The sequence below is a fragment of the Burkholderia sp. Nafp2/4-1b genome, from assembly GCF_003635165.1.
In the GTDB taxonomy this organism is placed as follows: domain Bacteria; phylum Pseudomonadota; class Gammaproteobacteria; order Burkholderiales; family Burkholderiaceae; genus Burkholderia.
The window spans coordinates 133,529-148,919 of sequence record NZ_ML058606.1; the positions used below are offsets into that span (position 1 = coordinate 133,529).

Sequence of the window (15,391 nt, forward strand, 5' to 3'; positions counted from 1 at the left end):
TCAAGCCGAACTATATTCCTCAGACTTTAGATAAAATCGCGCGAGCGACTTGGCTGTCGCAATGGCTGACCGTCGTCTTTGTGCCACTGCATTGACGGTCGAACCTGAGAGAAATAACAAAATGGATATCAGACCGTCCGCACTCGGGGACCTGAAGTTGCGCGACCTCTATGAGGCGATCAGCAAGGGCATTTTGCAGCAGGGGCGACTGCTGGTGCTGAATACGCCGCTCGGCAAGAATGCGCTGGTGCCATTACGGGCTCGCGGATCGGCCAGAATCGGGCGCGACTATTCGTACACGATTGACGTCGCGTCGACGCGCGATGACACTGCGCTGCTGTCGTTGATGCACCAACCCGTTACCCTGCGGATTCAGCAGGTCACGGCTCCCTTTGCGGTTCCCGTCTATCGTCCGGTCCACGGCTTCGTGCATCGGGTTGCCTATTTGGGCGGAAACGGTGGCCTTTCGACATACCAGATCGAGTTTTCATCGGCGCTGGTCTTCCTTGAGAAAACCCATAACGAAGAAGGCTGGCTCGAGAAAGACGCTCGCGAAATCATTTCCGACGTGCTCGATCGGTATCCGCAGCTACGCGGACAGTACCGTTTCACGCTGTCATCCGATCCTGCCAAGCGTTCGTGGTGCAGGCAAAGCGAATCCGATCTGCACTTTGTGAACCGCTTGGCTGAGGCCGAGGGCTGGTATTTCCACTGGATCCACGAAAACGTTAGCGAAGGCGACGCCCCAAAGACGACGCTCGTCATCGTTGACCGCGTCTCGACACTTCCCGACGCGAAGTCGGTCGAATTTATCCGGGCGAACGACAGCAACGAATCTGATGGTTTCGCCCATTGGGCAGCGGTGCAGACGATGCAGAGCACGCGGTACATGTCGCGTGCGTTTGATTACAAGCGGCCCGCGTCCGATTTTCAGGTTGAGAGTGGACTTGCCGCGACGAGCTATGTCACGGAGGAACGCCGCGAGAAAGTCGAGCATAGCGTTCCCGATGCGCCGATGACGGTCTACGAATCGACGGCTTACGGCTATTCCGGCTCAGACACTGGGGAAGCGCGAGCGCGACGGCGCGTGGAGATATGGGATGCGCGAGCAAGGCGATATTTTGGCGTCGGAGGCGTGCGGTGGCTCGATGCCGGTTCGCGATTTGTATTGAACGGACATCCCCGCCACGATGGCGGTGATGCGAAGAAGCGAGAGTTTTTAGTGGTCGAGGCGCGTTGGTTCATCGAGAACAACGTCCCGATCGGCCAGCAGACGGCCGAGTTTCCGCAAAGTCTTCGTGCAACGCTGGCCGAGCAGCAGGCGATTCACCGTGAGCGGTTCAAGACGCCTGGACATGAGGCGGATGGTTCGGCCGGATTTTTCGTGCTCGAAGTCGAAGCGCAGCCCACGGCTGTTGAATATCGGAGCCCGCTGGATCATCCGAAGCCGGTCATGTCGATCGAACACGCGCTTGTCGTGACGCCGGATGGCGCGGAAGCGTGGACGAACGACCGAAACCAGATCAGGGTGCATTTCGCATGGGATCGCAAGAATCCACCGGACGCCTTCAATTCTTCACCGTTGCTGTCGTCGCTTCAATCCGATACCGGGAACGGTTATGGAGCGGTTCACGTTCCGAGGGCGCGGGAATGGGTCATCGTCGGTTACTGGAACGGCGACTGTGACAAGCCGTTCGTGTTGGGACGTATCAATGGAGGCGCGACTCCGTCTCCATGGCATTCAAACGCGTTGTTGTCCGGGTTCAAGTCGGACGGATTCGGCAAGACCGGAGCATACAACTCGTTCGTCCACGACGATTCCACGAATCAAGGCGGAACGCGGCTGGTCAGCTATACCGGCAAGAGCTATGCGGCGCTGACGCAGGGCTACCTGATCAAGCATGACGGGAACACGCGCGGCCAGTATCTGGGTGCCGGTTTCATCCTGCACGCCGACGAGTTCGGTGCAGTTCGTGCCAGCAAGGGCCTGTCCATCAGTGCGCATTCGAAATCCTACGACGATGAGCAGATGGGCGTGGACGAGGCACGCTCGCAGTTGCAGCAGGCGGGAATGCTGGTCGAGTCGCTGTCCAGCGCAAGCACCACCGCTCAGGCGGAATCGCTGCAAACCGGCCAGGACGCGCTCAAGACGCTGTCGAAGGACATCCAGCATCCGGTGTCGGGCGATACGTCGGGCGGCGTGACGGCGGGTGGCGGTACTGGGAGTGCCAACGGATTTTCGCAGCCGAACATATTGGTATCGACGCCGAAGGACATTGCACTGGTCGCGGACAACTCGACGCATATCGTGGCCGAGAAAGAGGTCAACGTCGTCAGTAACGAGAACACTTACGTTGCGACCGGCAAGTCGTTTGTCGTGGCGGCCGCGGAAAAGGTGAGCTTCTTCGCGCAGAAACTCGGCGCGTTCTTTGTGACGGCGAAAGGTCCGATCAAGCTGTCGGCCAACACGGATGACGTGAACATCAATGCGGGTAAAGACGTGACCGTGAAGGCCAAGCGCATTGTGCTCGACGCCGATGAAATCATCATCAAGGCGGGCGGCTCGTACACCCGTTGGGTGGCGGCTGGCATTGAAGACGGTACGCAAGGCCCGCGCACGATCAAATCGGCATCGCTCAGTCGTCAGGGGCCGAGTTCGATTGCGCAGCATATGAACAGCCTGCCGCAGGCCAAGTTTAACGATCCGTATGTGCTGCGCGATCGCGTCACGGGCGAGGTGCTGAAAAACCACCCGTACGAACTCATCCGCGGGGACGGCACACGCCTGACCGGGATGACGAACGAGCTGGGGCACGTGGCCGAGCAGAAGAGCGAGGATATCGAGAAGCTGGCGGTGCGTGCATTGCGGCCGAAGCCGAACGGTCCTGCGGCATGAACCCGATAATCGATGGTCGAATCTGAAGAACGACAATGAGCGAAAACACAGATCAATCGGGCGGCGGATCGCCGTTCAGTGACGATGCCGAGAACGAAGTCGTCCGGCAAGTCGGTCGCACGGACAAGGATGGGGCGTCGGTCGGGCATTTTACGTTGACGCCGGCGAGCGACACGCGCTCCAAAGAATTGCTGTGCGACGTGCGGCCAATCATTCCGGTAATCTTCCTGCCAGGCGTGATGGGCTCGCCGTTGGTGAACGCCGAAACCGGTGACGAGATATTTTTTGCACCGGAGACGGATGGCCTATTGGGGAAGGCGGGCGCGTTACCAGCGCTGATCGGCATGTGGTTCAAGGGCGCGTCCTCGCGGGAAACGCTGTTCGACCCGACCCGGGCGGCCGTCACCCCGTTCGGGCCAGTCAGTGCCGGCAAGCACGAAAAGGATGCCGAAGCAGATCAGTACGTGGACGAGAAGGAGGCCATTCGGCGGGGGTGGGGCTCAGTGTATCGGTCGAGCTATCAGCCGATGTTGGCGTGGCTGCAGGAGCAATTGAACGAGCCCATGCATTTGGGGAAACATAAAGGGCCCTGGATTGAAGGCGACCCTGACGGCAAGAAATGGGCGCTCAAGCCACTGCTGGACACCTCGCCTTCGGACTATGGCGCGATCGATGCGGGCGCGCTAGGCCGCGGGCAGCCGATCACGAAAGACTCCGAAGTGTTCAAGCACTTCATGAAATACCAGTACCGAGTGTACGCAATCGGCTACAACTGGCTGCAATCGAATGAAAAATCGGCGAAACAGGTGATCGAAGGCTCGGATTTCGAGGACAAGAAGACCGGCAAGATTACGCGCCTGATGGGCATCAAGGAGATCATCGAGGAGAACCATAGCGGCAAGGCGATCATCCTCACGCACTCGATGGGCGGGCTAGTCGCACGGATGGCGATCGCGATGCACGGTGGAGCGGACCTGATGCATGGTGTATTCCACAACGTGCTGCCGGCGACCGGGGCGCCGATCGCGGCGAAGCGGTTCCGCACTGGTGGCGGCAGCGAGGGCGGAGTGAACGGGTTCATCAATGGCGCGCTGCTCGGGAGCGATGCCGACGAGTTCGTGGCGGTGGCCGCGAATGCGCCGGGGCCGCTCGAATTGCTGCCCATGCCGGATTACCACAACGGGGAGGCATGGTGGATCTTTTCGCGGCTCGACGGCACTCCGGTGATGAAGTTTCCGAAGGAAGGGAGTGCTTACAAGGAGATTTATGCCAATACCAAATGGTATGGATTGGTACCTGAGGAATCGGTATCGCTGCTCGATCCGACAGGAGCTGTAAAGAGGCGACTGGACGATTTAGGGCGTGGGGACACAGTTCTTAGTAATTTCCAAGCATTGATGGGGGACGTCGTTACGGTAAATCAAAACAAGATAAAAAATAAATACCATGATAAGACTTACATTTCCTATGGCGACGGGGCTTTGCTGCCTAAAGGGCAGGCTGCCTCAAGCAATGAGCCGAGCAAATCTGCGATCGAGAAGGGCAAGGACCTCGATGAGCTGTTGGCATGGGGTACGGTGATCTGGAAGGGCAACGTGCCGGCCGGCGTAACGGAGGAAGAACTGCGCGCTGCTCGGTTCCTCGGTGAGAAAAACGACGATTCCCACACAGGGACGCTGCGCGTGCACCTGGACTCGCGTAATGTCACTGTCGAGTTCGAAGTGCAGAAAGTGGCGAAGCTGCCACCGGGCTGTAAGACGCCCGATCCTGAGAAGAACGGCATCATCGCAGGCGACGGTACTGTGCCGGCCTGGTCGGCCGAAGCGCCCGCGTATGGCTTGAACGGGGGCGCAGCCCACGGTGTACAAATGGTGTTCGACCAAGGAGGGTATGTGCATCAGGAAAGCTATAACCATCCATGGGCGCGCTGGGCGCTCCTCTACAGCATTGTGCAAATCGCGCACGATGCCCCGGAGCCGAAATGCTGACCAGAATTGGCCGACTCCTATTTTTAGTGATGGGCGTGTGCGCCTGTTCGATGACCTTTTCCGTGGAATCGACGATGACGAATCCTTTGTTATCCAAGCCGCGCCCGTGGTGTATCGGGCGCTTTGTGTTCCAACGACCTGCGACCAGCGAAATCACGAATCAGCGGTACGCGTTTCGAGGAGAAAAGCTGGAGACACAACACAATGCGTCGATTGCCGCATATCGGGCAAAAGTAAGTGATTTGGAGAAGACCCTAAAGACAAATATACGCATCGATCCGAGTGACAACAACAAGCCAACGAATCGGGCCTGGCTGGAAAGAGAGGTCTCACCAAGAAGCGATTCCAAGGCTTTTGCTTATCAGATGTCATACACTGACGGGATAAGGCTGCCATTTAAATCTGAGGGATTTGTTTTTGACGGCGATGAAATATTTCATACGACGGGATCATTTGGTCCAGATGCGTTGAGCAGATTTGAAGGGTTTTATACTGATCTATATCGCCGCCTCAAGGCGCGCGATAACTGGTCCGTGCCGACCGAAGCGGGATTTTGTTTCGATGGCGGGATCGTCACGGGTTCTTCGACCTATCCCGAAGAAGCCAGCCAGTCGTTCGCTCTCATGCCGGGGCGGCCGGCGCTACTCGCCATTCAGACGCGCAAGTCGATGAGCGAGGACCAAGGGCAACCATTGACCAAAACCCTTCCCGATCTGCGCGCGAAAATGGATAAGGTTTCGAGCGGCAGCTACCGCATCCTGCGACAAGGCAAGCGCACGGTGGCCGGAATGGATGCCGAGGAAGTGTTGTTCGCGCTGAAGGAAGGCGAGATCACGTCCTATCGCTTCTACCTGCTTGCGCCGGGCGATCCGAGCACGCTGGCGAAACCACATACCGCTATTCAGTTGCTGCTCGGGGCGAGCAGTCCCGATTTGAAGCCTGACGAGGCAACGTCACCGGTGGACGAGGCCGGCGCCCTGCAAACGTGGGACACACTGCTGAACAGCCTGCGACTGCGGCCTGGCGCAGTCTGAGCGGGGGCGACATGCGACGCTACGACATCGTGAAGGGTGACACGACGACAGTCGGAGGCATCGTGCAGGGTGGCGACGGACAAGACATTCTGCACGACCGCGAACAAGCGTATGAGCACGATCCGGTGTGGTGCCCGGTGTGCAAGACACTCGGCGTGATCGAGTGCGACGGCCCACGTCATTCGAGCACCGGACCGGACGGTCGGCAGGCAGCGTTGAGTGACGACCTCTGTCGGTGCGCATGTCCCATGCCGCCGAAACTGGTGGCGTCCCAGTCGGTATCGTATATCGAGGTCTGAGCGACCGAGAACGACACGCTCCGAACGATCGCCGGTCGGGGTAGACGGCGAGTCCGCTTGCCGTACGGATGCATTATGACAGGGGATGTACCCTGACGACATATCAATGCACCGCCGATGGCAGTTGGGAAGTTTGCGCTGATATGCCGCCAGAACAGGATGCTGAATATGATCTTTACAATCGAGCGCTGCAGTTAAACGGAAAATACTCTCAAGGAACACCTCCGTCAACCAGCGTAATCTTCGAGGTTTTACGTTTCGGGCGATGTATCAATGAACAAGCTAATGCGAATTTTAACCATTGGCGAAAGGTGAATACTCCTGCCGGTCAGGGATGGGTCAACCTGTCTGGCCAGGCCGTTCAGGCATATAGTGACGCTGATTTTCCAGAATGGGCGGGATGGAATTTTATTCAAGACGATTCGACGAAAACTAATCTCTGTGACTCGTCAACGTTAAAGAAATGGCTGCTGGATGCTTCTGGTGAGACGCAAATTGATCATGCCGGAATGGTAGGCGCACTGCAGAACGCAGCTCTCAGAAAACGTCTTGCACAGGTGGTGTGCCGATTTTCTACAGAATGGTCTGCTAGCAATTTGGATGAGCTCTATGGTTGGTTAAAGACCGAACATGAGGCATTAAGCGCTCCGCTCTCCGATGATGATTTCAAGTTGTTTGAAGGGCATGTGCGGGCTTTGGCATTTTGGGAGAAAATTCAAGGCGAGAAGCCAGCGGCTGATGATTGCTGGCATTGGCCGCCTACAGCATTTATTCGACACTTTATGAAGTGTAAGTGGTTTAGTGAGGATGAGTTTAAGCAAATTTATCCATCTGCTTCTGCGAGTTCGGTCCAGAAATATCGAACAAGCATCAACAAGACGGTAAATAAATATTGCTTGACCACAACCCTCAGGCTGTCGCATTTTTTTGGTCAAGCCTCCGTCGAGTCGGGTCAACTTCGCTGGATGGCCGAGCTTTACAATGGTGATCCATACGAATATTTTAGAAAGTACGAGAAGGCTAAGAACTATGCAGGATGGCTCGGGAATGTAGAGTGGAATGATGGCGGAAAATTCCGGGGTAGAGGTTTCAAGCAGCTAACTGGACGGGCAAATTATTCAAAATATTTTGTCTATCGGGGTTGGTTGCAAAAATCTTCCTTCGCAGAGGTGTGGTGGAACGATGCGCGCTGGTGGGGTTTTACTCCTCCCTATCATTCGGCCCAGCATAAGGATTTGACACCGATTCAAAATTCAACAACTGTTGCTCAACTCATTTCGACCTTGAGACCGCCAATTATTTCGAATCCTGATATTGTGTCAGACGATGCCTATGTGTCTATTGATACGGCAGGATTTTTCTGGGCGAAGAATTTGCTGCTTGGTATTGCTGATAGGGACGATGCAATAAATTTGACAAATAAGATCAGAGGGGATCATGCTTCTACGGCGGCGGATTTTCCTGCCGATGCTCATTTCCCTCAGAGATTGTCGGAGGCGGGAAGAATTAAGGGGATTTTATCTTGAGATCGAAATTTTGGTTTTTCGCTATTCTTTTTTTTGCGGGATTGCGCGGGGTTTGGGCTGCGAGTCCATCTGATGTTACTTTTTTGGCTAAGTCGGGTGGTAAGTCTTTCACATTTGTTTGCGAAGTCGGTCAGCCCGAAATTAAGGTGTTTGCAGGTGATAAGACCGGCGGGGAGGCGGGTGTATTAATTGATCAGAAGTTGGACGACTCGGACAATTGTGTTGAGGCGGAATGGATCGTAAATCAGCTGACTGAATCAGATGTCACGCTGGTTATGATAAATCCTGGAAGATTGGGAGCCAATGTCCAAATGAATGTATACGCGTTGCATGGCGGTAAGGCGACATTTGCCGGATATTTGCCCGTCGGAGCAGATTATGTTGGGAAAGCACGGTACTTCTATGATTTCGACCAGGCCGACGGATTGTGGAGAAGGGTTTATGAGGTGGTTGGCGGGAAAATAATTTTGGATAGAGAAATTCAGCTTATGCAATCTGGGAGCGTGTGTGTTGATAAGGGTGGGATCGTAGGTGCTGATTCTGCGTGTGGCGGCAGGAGATTAAAGGCCAGTGCAAAGAAGCCACTGTGTATAGTATATGAGGGGCGCGTTGGGAAGATTTCGCCGACCAAGAATTGTTCTGGATTGACTGGCCGTTCTGGGTAATTGCATCGAAATAAGGCTGTGTTATGGATGTTTTTTGATTGCCTCAATTGTGATGTTTTTTAGGCCGAGGTGTGATGGTATGCTGAACGCTATTCGAATGGGCGATTCGACTGATCACGGTGGTGAGGTTGTTGAGGCGTCACGAATTATGAAGATAAATGGGCGAGGGGTTGCGAGAAAAGGGGATAAAATAAAGTGTCCAATTCACCCAAATGTTAATCCGAATGTGATCGAAGAGGGTGATCCGAATATCAAGGATCACGGTGTTCCGATTGCACGGCAAGGCCATCTTGGCACATGTGGTTGTCGTTTAATTTCTAGCCTTGCATGACATGGCGCGAGGCATGCTGCCGTGGTTTGGATTCCCGTTAAGTGCATCACGTTGACCCGCAATAAATCATCTTGGTGCATGTGGTGCTTCATTATCGTTGAATGGAAGCTGGAAACGATCGTATCTTAAATATTTGCGAGTACCTTGCAGTTGCAGGGTTCACGCTGTCAACTCGTGCGTGACAGGGTGCGCTTAATCAGTACCGGTTCCCCTGCAAGAACAATCACGTCTCCTCTCGGTCACGAGCGAGTCTTTGGTGTTCCATCCGCCTTCCGCTCGGGTTCTGGTGGGCCGGACTTCGGAATAGGAAAGCGCGGGGTCGACAGGGGAATTGAGCTCCCAGTGCACACGCAGATGGTCATTGATGGAACGAATGGAGTGGTGGGGCGCTTCCTGGAAATGCTCTTCGTATGCGGTATGACGCCCGGAAGCGGGTGCACAGGTAACTGATCAGATGCGCCATCGGCGTGAGCGGGGGGAGTCTGTGAAGGCCCGACGTCACCGGTCGAAGTCAAGTTGGTAGGCGTGGTTACGTCGCAGGAAATTCCCAAGCCCATGCCGACGCGCCGGTCATGTCGTCGGGCGGATAATTGCTATCGCCTCTCCATTACAGCGCGGCCGACGAATTCGGGTGGTGGGCGGCCGAGTCGCGAGGGACTGCCATCTCGCGATTCCTTATGGAAGTCGCGCAGATGGTAGCAGTAGCAATAGCTCTACGGCGCACCAAAGAAAAAGGGGTTAGCATCAGCTAACCCCTTGATTCCTTTGGTCGGAGCGATAGGATTCGAACCTACGACCCTCTGATCCCAAATCAGATGCGCTACCAGGCTGCGCTACGCTCCGACGAGCCAAAGATTCTATCGCGCAATCGGTGTCGGGGTCAATCACGTTATTCATACGGCGCATGTCATCACGAATCGCTCACGATTGGCGACAATTCGGATCATGACCGTCCGGCACGCAAGATGCGCGTTCGGATCGTTCGCCCACGCATGGAGAGACATCATGATGAACCTGATCCTGTGGCGCCACGCCGAAGCCGAAGACCACGCGGCAAACGACCTCGCGCGCCAACTGACGACCCGCGGGCGCAAGGAGGCGCAGGCGATGGCCAAATGGCTGCGCGGCCGGCTCGAATCGAGCAGCGTGATCCTCGCGAGCCCGGCGGCGCGCACCGTGCAGACCGTCGAGGCGCTGACGGACCAATACCGGACGATCGATGCGCTCGCGCCGGGCGGCAGCGTCGACGACGTACTCACGGCGGCCGGCTGGCCCGATGGCATTGCCCCCACGGTCATGATCGTCGGGCACCAGCCGACGCTCGGCAGCGTCGCCGCGCAATTGATTGCCGGCAACGGCGACAGCTGGAGCATCAAGAAGGGCGGCATCGTGTGGCTTGCAAGCCGCACGCGAGACGGCAGCCGTCAGGCTGTGCTGCGCGCGCTATTGCCGCCGGACCTTGTGTAAAAAGGGTTGAAGGCATTGGTCATACGTTTTTGCAGGCTTTCTGCTAAAGTCAATTCGGCGACACGTCATTGAAAGGACACGGTCGTGCCACAGAATGGTAACGGCCGGTTACTACATTGGCTGGCATGTCGTCCTATTCCTTACGACCAGGAAAGCCTAATGCGAGAACTGCCGACGCCTACGCTCCCTTTTGCCTCGCTGCCCCTCGACACCACGCGGCGTCATCTGCCGCGCGCTGCTGAAACCGTCACATCCGAGTACCGTCTGCGTGCCGCGTGGGCGCGCACGGAAGACGAACTGCGCGAGGCCCAGCGCCTGCGTTACACCGTATTCGCCGAAGAGATGGGCGCGCAGGTCAGCGGCCCGTCCGGTCTCGACGTCGATCCGTTCGATGCCTACTGCGACCACCTGCTGGTGCGCGATCTCGATACGCTGAAGGTGGTCGGCACGTACCGCGTGCTGCCGCCGCACCAGGCAGCGCGAGTCGGCCGTCTGTATGCGGAAGGCGAATTCGACCTGTCGCGCCTCACGCACCTGCGCGGCAAGATGGTCGAAGTCGGCCGCTCGTGTGTACACAGCGACTACCGCAGCGGCGCCGTGATCATGGCGCTGTGGGGCGGTCTCGGCGCCTACATGACGCAGAACGGCTACGAGACGATGCTCGGCTGCGCGAGCGTGTCGATGGCCGACGGCGGCCACTATGCGGCGAACCTGTATCAGTCGCTGTCGGCCAATTCGCTGACGGCGCCGGAATACCGCGCGTTCCCGCACACGGCGCTGCCGGTCGACGAACTGCAGACGGGCACCGTCGTTGCGCCGCCGCCGCTGATCAAGGGTTATTTGCGCCTCGGCGCGAAGATTTGCGGTGCGCCGGCGTGGGATCCCGACTTCAACTGCGCGGATTTCCTGACCCTGTTCCGACTGTCGGACATCAACGCCCGCTACGCTCGCCACTTCCTGGGCTGAGCCCACGCGATAACTGCGCGGCCCACACGGCGCGCACGCGTGCGAACGCCGTCGCGCGGCAACTGCCACGCGACGGCGTTCGGTCATTCGGACTATGCTGGTCTATCCGGCCCTGTTAATTCGAACGGTACGCAACGACCACCGTGCGGTACGCACGTCATGCTGGACCGCGCGTGCAGCGGCCCGGCGTCAGGGCGGCTTGCCTGGTGTGCTTGCTAGTGCTTGCGCCGCCAGTCGAGCAGGTGGTGTTCCGCCATCCAGTGATGGATCATCCCTTCGCCGCTATGGCTGCGCTTGTATTCGCGCGCCTCGAAATAGGAGAGGGCGACGAGCACCATCAAACCGATGACCAGGCCGATCAAGCCGGCGATCTCTTCAGACGTCATGGCAGCCTCCTTTCAACGGCACAACGCCATGCGTACATAGTAGAACATGCGCGGGACGACCCCTAACCCGGAATTCCGCTAGACTCGGCGCGGTCCTGGCGCGCGATGGGCGCGCCGCTTTCCGGAGCCTTCCCGATGACGCGTTTCATGCTGGCCGTACTGGCCGCATCCATTCTTGCCGGCTGTTCCGGCGATCCCCGCGCGGCCCGTCGCGGCCATCCGCCGCAAGATCCGGCCGATTACCACGGCGTGCCGACCGACATGACGCCGCCGTCGATGCTCGGCCAGCCGGCGCCGTCGGCGCCCCCCGCGCAGTAACCGAAACGACGGTTAGCGTCGGCCCGCGCGACGCTCAAGCGCCGGCCGCGGGCGCGTCGGCGCCGATCCGCCGGATCAGCGCCGGCAGGTAGCGTGCGAGAGTCGCGCCGCGCGCGACCATGAACAGCAGCAGCGCGAACCACAGCCCGTGATTGCCGAACGGGCCGACGACGGCGAGCGTCGCGGCAATGAAGATCGCGAACGATGCGATCATCGCGCGCATCAGCGATTGCGTCTGCGTCGCGCCGATGAACACGCCATCGAGCAGGAATCCCCACACCGACACGATCGGCGAGACCGCCGCCCACGGCAGGTAGCGCAGCGCGAGCGCGCGGATCTCGGCCTGGTCGGTCAGCCGCGCGACGATCCAGCCGCCGGCTGCCCAATAGACGAGCGTGAACAGCAGCGCGCCGAGCGCGGACCACAGCAGCGTGACGCGCACGGCCTGCCGGAAGGCGCTGCGGTCGCGCGCGCCGGCTGCCGCGCCGACGAGCGCCTCGGCCGCATGCGCGAAGCCGTCGAGCCCGTACGCCATGAAAGTCTGGAAATTCAGCAGCAACGCATTGGCCGCAAGTGTCGCGTCGCCTTGTTTCGCGCCGAGATGCGCGAACCAGCCGAATGCGCCGAGCAGGCACAGCGTGCGCAGGAAAATGTCGCGATTGAGCGCGATCAGCCGCTTGAGTGCTGCACGGTCGGCCAGCGCACGCGCGGCGAGCGGCGCCAGGCCGCGCGGTCGCAGCCGCCACAGCATCCACGCGCCGAGAGCGAAGCCGCACGCGTCGGCGGTTGCCGTCGCGGCGCCGATTCCCGCGATGCCCCAGCCGAAGCCGTACACGTACAGCAGCACGGCGCCGATGTTCACCGCGTTGATGAAGATCTGCGCGACCAGCGCGAGCCGCACGCGCTGCACGCCGAGCAGGTAGCCGAGCACGACGTAGTTCGCGAGCGCGAACGGCGCGCTCCAGATCCGGGCATGGCCGTAGGAGAGGGCCGTCGCACGGACGGCGTCGCTGCCGCCCAGCGCGCTCAGCGTGAACGACAGCAGCGGCACTTGCAGCGCAAGCACGGCGGCGCCGAGCGCGAACGCGACGATCAGCGCACGCAGCACGTTCAGGCGGATGCCGGCGGCGTCGCCGGCGCCGTGCGCCTGCGCGACGAGGCCGGTCGTGCCCATGCGCAGGAAGCCGAAGCCCCAGAACACGAAGTTGAAGAACAGTCCACCGAGCGCGACGCCGCCGAGATACTGCGCACCGTCGAGGTGGCCGGCGACGGCGGTGTCGACCGCACCGAGGATCGGCTGGGTCAGGTTCGCGAGGACGATCGGGAACGCGAGCGCGAGGACGCGCCGGTGCGTGACGGTGGCCAACCCGGCGGCCGACCCGGCGGCCGACCCCGCGCCGTCCGCGTGCGGTAATGCGGATTCGGACATGGCGGACGCGTCAGGCGCGTTCCTGCACGCAGACCCACGGCGACACGACGACCGCCCACAGCTCCGGATTGCGTGCCGCGAAGTCGGCGGCCGTTTCGGCCGGCATGCGTGCGACGAGGCCGGACGACAGCCAGCGCGTGACCTGTTCCGCATCGTCGCCGGCGATCGCTTCCGCGACGCTGACGAGATCGAGATCGCGCGCGACCGACAGCAGCTTGCCCTGCGCGAAGAAGCGTTCGAGGTCGCACCAGTCGATCTTGGCGGTTTCGCCGAGGAGTTTGGCGTAGAGCGGGCTGTGCGACGCGCCCGTGGCGGATTCGTGTTGGTCGGAGGACATCGTTGGTGTACTGAAAAGACTACGTGGGCGCCACTATAAACCATCCGGGTGCGCGGCCGGCCGCCCGCGCCCGGGTCACGCGTTGCGCAACGCGCGGCGCACGATCTTGCCGGTGGCCGTCATCGGCAGGCCGTCGACGAACGCGATCGCGCGCGGGTACTCGTGCGCGGCGAGGCGCGTGCGCACGTGCGCTTGCAGCGCCTGGACGAGCGCATCGTCGCCGGCGTGGCCGGGGTTCAGCACGACGAACGCCTTCACGATCTCGGTGCGCGTCGGGTCCGGCACGCCGACCACGGCGGCCATCCGCACCGCCGGATGCGTGAGCAGGCAGTCCTCGATCGGCCCCGGGCCGATCCGGTAGCCGGCGCTCGTGATCACGTCGTCGTCGCGGCCGACGAAGCGCACGAAGCCGTCGGCGTCGATCGTGCCGGTGTCGCCCGTGAGCAGGTAGTCGCCCGCGAACTTCTCGCGCGTCGCTTCAGGATCGCGCCAGTATTCGATGAACATCACCGGATCGGGGCGGCGCACCGCAATGCGGCCTTCGACGCCGGGCGGCAGCGGCGTGCCGTGCGCGTCGACGATCGCGACCGTGTGGCCGGGCACGGCCTTGCCGATCGCGCCGGGCTGCGCATCGAAGAGCGCCGCGCACGACGACAGCACCATGTTGCATTCGGTCTGCCCGTAGAACTCGTTGATCGTCACGCCCAGTGCGTCGCGCCCCCAGGCCGTGAGTTCGGTGCCGAGAGATTCCCCGCCGCTCGCGACCGACTTCAGCGCCAGCTTGTGGCGCTCGCGCGGTGCCGGCACCGTGCGCATCAGCTTCAGCGCGGTGGGCGGCAGAAACGCATGGGTCACGCCGTGCCGCGCCATCAGCGCGAACGCGGCCTCGCCGTCGAACTTCTCGAAGCGGCGCGCGAGCACCGGCACACCGTGATGCCACGACGGCAGCAACACGTCGAGCAGGCCGCCGATCCACGCCCAGTCGGCCGGTGTCCAGAACAGACGCGCATCGCGTGGAAAGCACTGCTGCGACATCTCGACGCCGGGCAGATGGCCGGGCAGCACGCGATGGGCATGCAGCGCGCCTTTCGGCTTGCCGGTCGTGCCGGACGTATAGATGATCACGGCGGGATCGTCGGCGGCGGTGTCGGCCGGCACGAACTCCGGCGATTCGCCGGCGAGCGCGGCGTCGTAGCCCAGTACACCGCGCGCGTCGGGCACCTCGTCGCCGATGCAGTAGCACGTACGCAGCGTCGGCAGTCGGGAGCGCAGCGGCGCGATCTTCGCATAGCCGGCCGCGTCGGTGACGAGCGCGGCGGCTTCGCTGTTCGCGAGCCGGTATGTGAGCGCGTCGGCGCCGAACAGGGTGAACAGCGGCACCGCGATCGCGCCGAGCTTGTACGCGGCGAGATGCGCGATCGCCGTTTCGGGGCCCTGCGCGAGGAAGATCGCGATCCGGTCGCCGCGTTGCAAACCGGCACGCGCGAAGCTGTTCGCGAGCCGGTTAGAAGCATTCTTCAAGTCGTCGAACGTGATGCGCGACACGTCGCCTTGCGCGGTTTCGTGGATCAACGCGAGGCGTCCGCTGCCGTCGGCCCACTTGTCGCAGACGTCCACGCCGATGTTGTAGCGAGCCGGAACGTCCCACGCGAAGCGGGAGAGCAGGTCATCGTAGCGATCGCCGGCGGGTAGCATCGCGTGTCTCCTTGGCGTCGATCGTCGCTGCGGTCGATGGATTACATCGGTATT

The 15,391-nt window shown here is 60.3% G+C and carries 14 protein-coding genes and 1 tRNA gene; 10 read left to right on the forward strand and 5 right to left on the reverse strand.

From position 1 onward, the window contains the following. Positions 1-121: 121 nt before the first annotated feature. The 7 genes from tssI (at position 122) to C7H84_RS16600 (ending at position 8,739) form a co-directional block, all read left to right on the forward strand. Positions 122-2,896, forward strand: coding sequence for a type VI secretion system tip protein TssI/VgrG (gene tssI / locus C7H84_RS16580; RefSeq protein ID WP_121859797.1), 2,775 nt, complete (start codon positions 122-124; stop codon positions 2,894-2,896). Positions 2,897-2,931: 35 nt separating this feature from the next. Then, a complete protein-coding gene (locus C7H84_RS16585) occupies positions 2,932-4,884 on the forward strand; it encodes an alpha/beta hydrolase (protein ID WP_121859798.1) in 1,953 nt (650 codons plus the stop codon). After that, the gene (locus C7H84_RS36385) at positions 4,878-5,918 is read left to right on the forward strand and encodes a T6SS immunity protein Tli4 family protein (RefSeq protein WP_240462038.1); all 1,041 of its coding nucleotides are present in this window, start codon (positions 4,878-4,880) and stop codon (positions 5,916-5,918) included. The genes C7H84_RS16585 and C7H84_RS36385 overlap by 7 nt, the downstream gene beginning before the upstream one ends. An 11-nt stretch (positions 5,919-5,929) precedes the next feature. Next, positions 5,930-6,217, forward strand: coding sequence for a PAAR domain-containing protein (locus C7H84_RS16595; protein WP_121859799.1), 288 nt, complete (start codon positions 5,930-5,932; stop codon positions 6,215-6,217). A gap of 143 nt (positions 6,218-6,360) precedes the next feature. Beyond that, positions 6,361-7,743 carry a hypothetical protein gene (locus tag C7H84_RS36390; protein WP_162999291.1) on the forward strand — a complete coding sequence of 461 codons (1,383 nt, stop codon included), beginning with the start codon at positions 6,361-6,363 and terminating at the stop codon, positions 7,741-7,743. After that, positions 7,740-8,408 (forward strand): hypothetical protein, encoded by a 669-nt coding sequence (locus C7H84_RS36395; RefSeq protein ID WP_162999292.1) that lies wholly within the window; start codon positions 7,740-7,742, stop codon positions 8,406-8,408. The genes C7H84_RS36390 and C7H84_RS36395 overlap by 4 nt, the downstream gene beginning before the upstream one ends. Before the next feature lie 79 nt (positions 8,409-8,487). Next, the gene (locus C7H84_RS16600) at positions 8,488-8,739 is read left to right on the forward strand and encodes a PAAR domain-containing protein (protein WP_121859975.1); all 252 of its coding nucleotides are present in this window, start codon (positions 8,488-8,490) and stop codon (positions 8,737-8,739) included. Between the two features lie 766 nt (positions 8,740-9,505). On the opposite strand, the gene C7H84_RS16605 is transcribed toward C7H84_RS16600, so the two are convergent. Then, a tRNA-Pro gene (locus C7H84_RS16605) sits at positions 9,506-9,582 on the reverse strand. A 162-nt stretch (positions 9,583-9,744) separates the two neighbouring features. On the opposite strand from C7H84_RS16605, the gene sixA reads away from it, so the two are divergent. Then, the gene (sixA, locus tag C7H84_RS16610) at positions 9,745-10,206 is read left to right on the forward strand and encodes a phosphohistidine phosphatase SixA (RefSeq protein WP_121859800.1); all 462 of its coding nucleotides are present in this window, start codon (positions 9,745-9,747) and stop codon (positions 10,204-10,206) included. Between the two features lie 159 nt (positions 10,207-10,365). Further along, the gene (locus C7H84_RS16615) at positions 10,366-11,172 is read left to right on the forward strand and encodes a GNAT family N-acyltransferase (protein ID WP_121859801.1); all 807 of its coding nucleotides are present in this window, start codon (positions 10,366-10,368) and stop codon (positions 11,170-11,172) included. A 215-nt stretch (positions 11,173-11,387) separates the two neighbouring features. On the opposite strand, the gene C7H84_RS36400 is transcribed toward C7H84_RS16615, so the two are convergent. After that, the gene (locus tag C7H84_RS36400) at positions 11,388-11,558 is read right to left on the reverse strand and encodes a hypothetical protein (RefSeq protein ID WP_162999293.1); all 171 of its coding nucleotides are present in this window, start codon (positions 11,556-11,558) and stop codon (positions 11,388-11,390) included. A gap of 135 nt (positions 11,559-11,693) precedes the next feature. On the opposite strand from C7H84_RS36400, the gene C7H84_RS16620 reads away from it, so the two are divergent. Beyond that, positions 11,694-11,876 carry a hypothetical protein gene (locus C7H84_RS16620; RefSeq protein ID WP_121859802.1) on the forward strand — a complete coding sequence of 61 codons (183 nt, stop codon included), beginning with the start codon at positions 11,694-11,696 and terminating at the stop codon, positions 11,874-11,876. A gap of 34 nt (positions 11,877-11,910) precedes the next feature. Here C7H84_RS16620 and C7H84_RS16625 read toward each other — a convergent pair whose 3' ends face one another. The 3 genes from C7H84_RS16625 to C7H84_RS16635 form a co-directional block, all read right to left on the reverse strand. Further along, positions 11,911-13,305 (reverse strand): MATE family efflux transporter, encoded by a 1,395-nt coding sequence (locus tag C7H84_RS16625; RefSeq protein WP_121859803.1) that lies wholly within the window; start codon positions 13,303-13,305, stop codon positions 11,911-11,913. A gap of 10 nt (positions 13,306-13,315) precedes the next feature. Further along, complete coding sequence (locus C7H84_RS16630; RefSeq protein WP_121859804.1) at positions 13,316-13,642, reverse strand: DUF2288 domain-containing protein; 327 nt, start codon at positions 13,640-13,642, stop codon at positions 13,316-13,318. A gap of 75 nt (positions 13,643-13,717) precedes the next feature. Beyond that, positions 13,718-15,337, reverse strand: coding sequence for an acyl-CoA synthetase (locus tag C7H84_RS16635; RefSeq protein WP_121859805.1), 1,620 nt, complete (start codon positions 15,335-15,337; stop codon positions 13,718-13,720). Between the last annotated feature and the right edge of the window lie 54 nt (positions 15,338-15,391).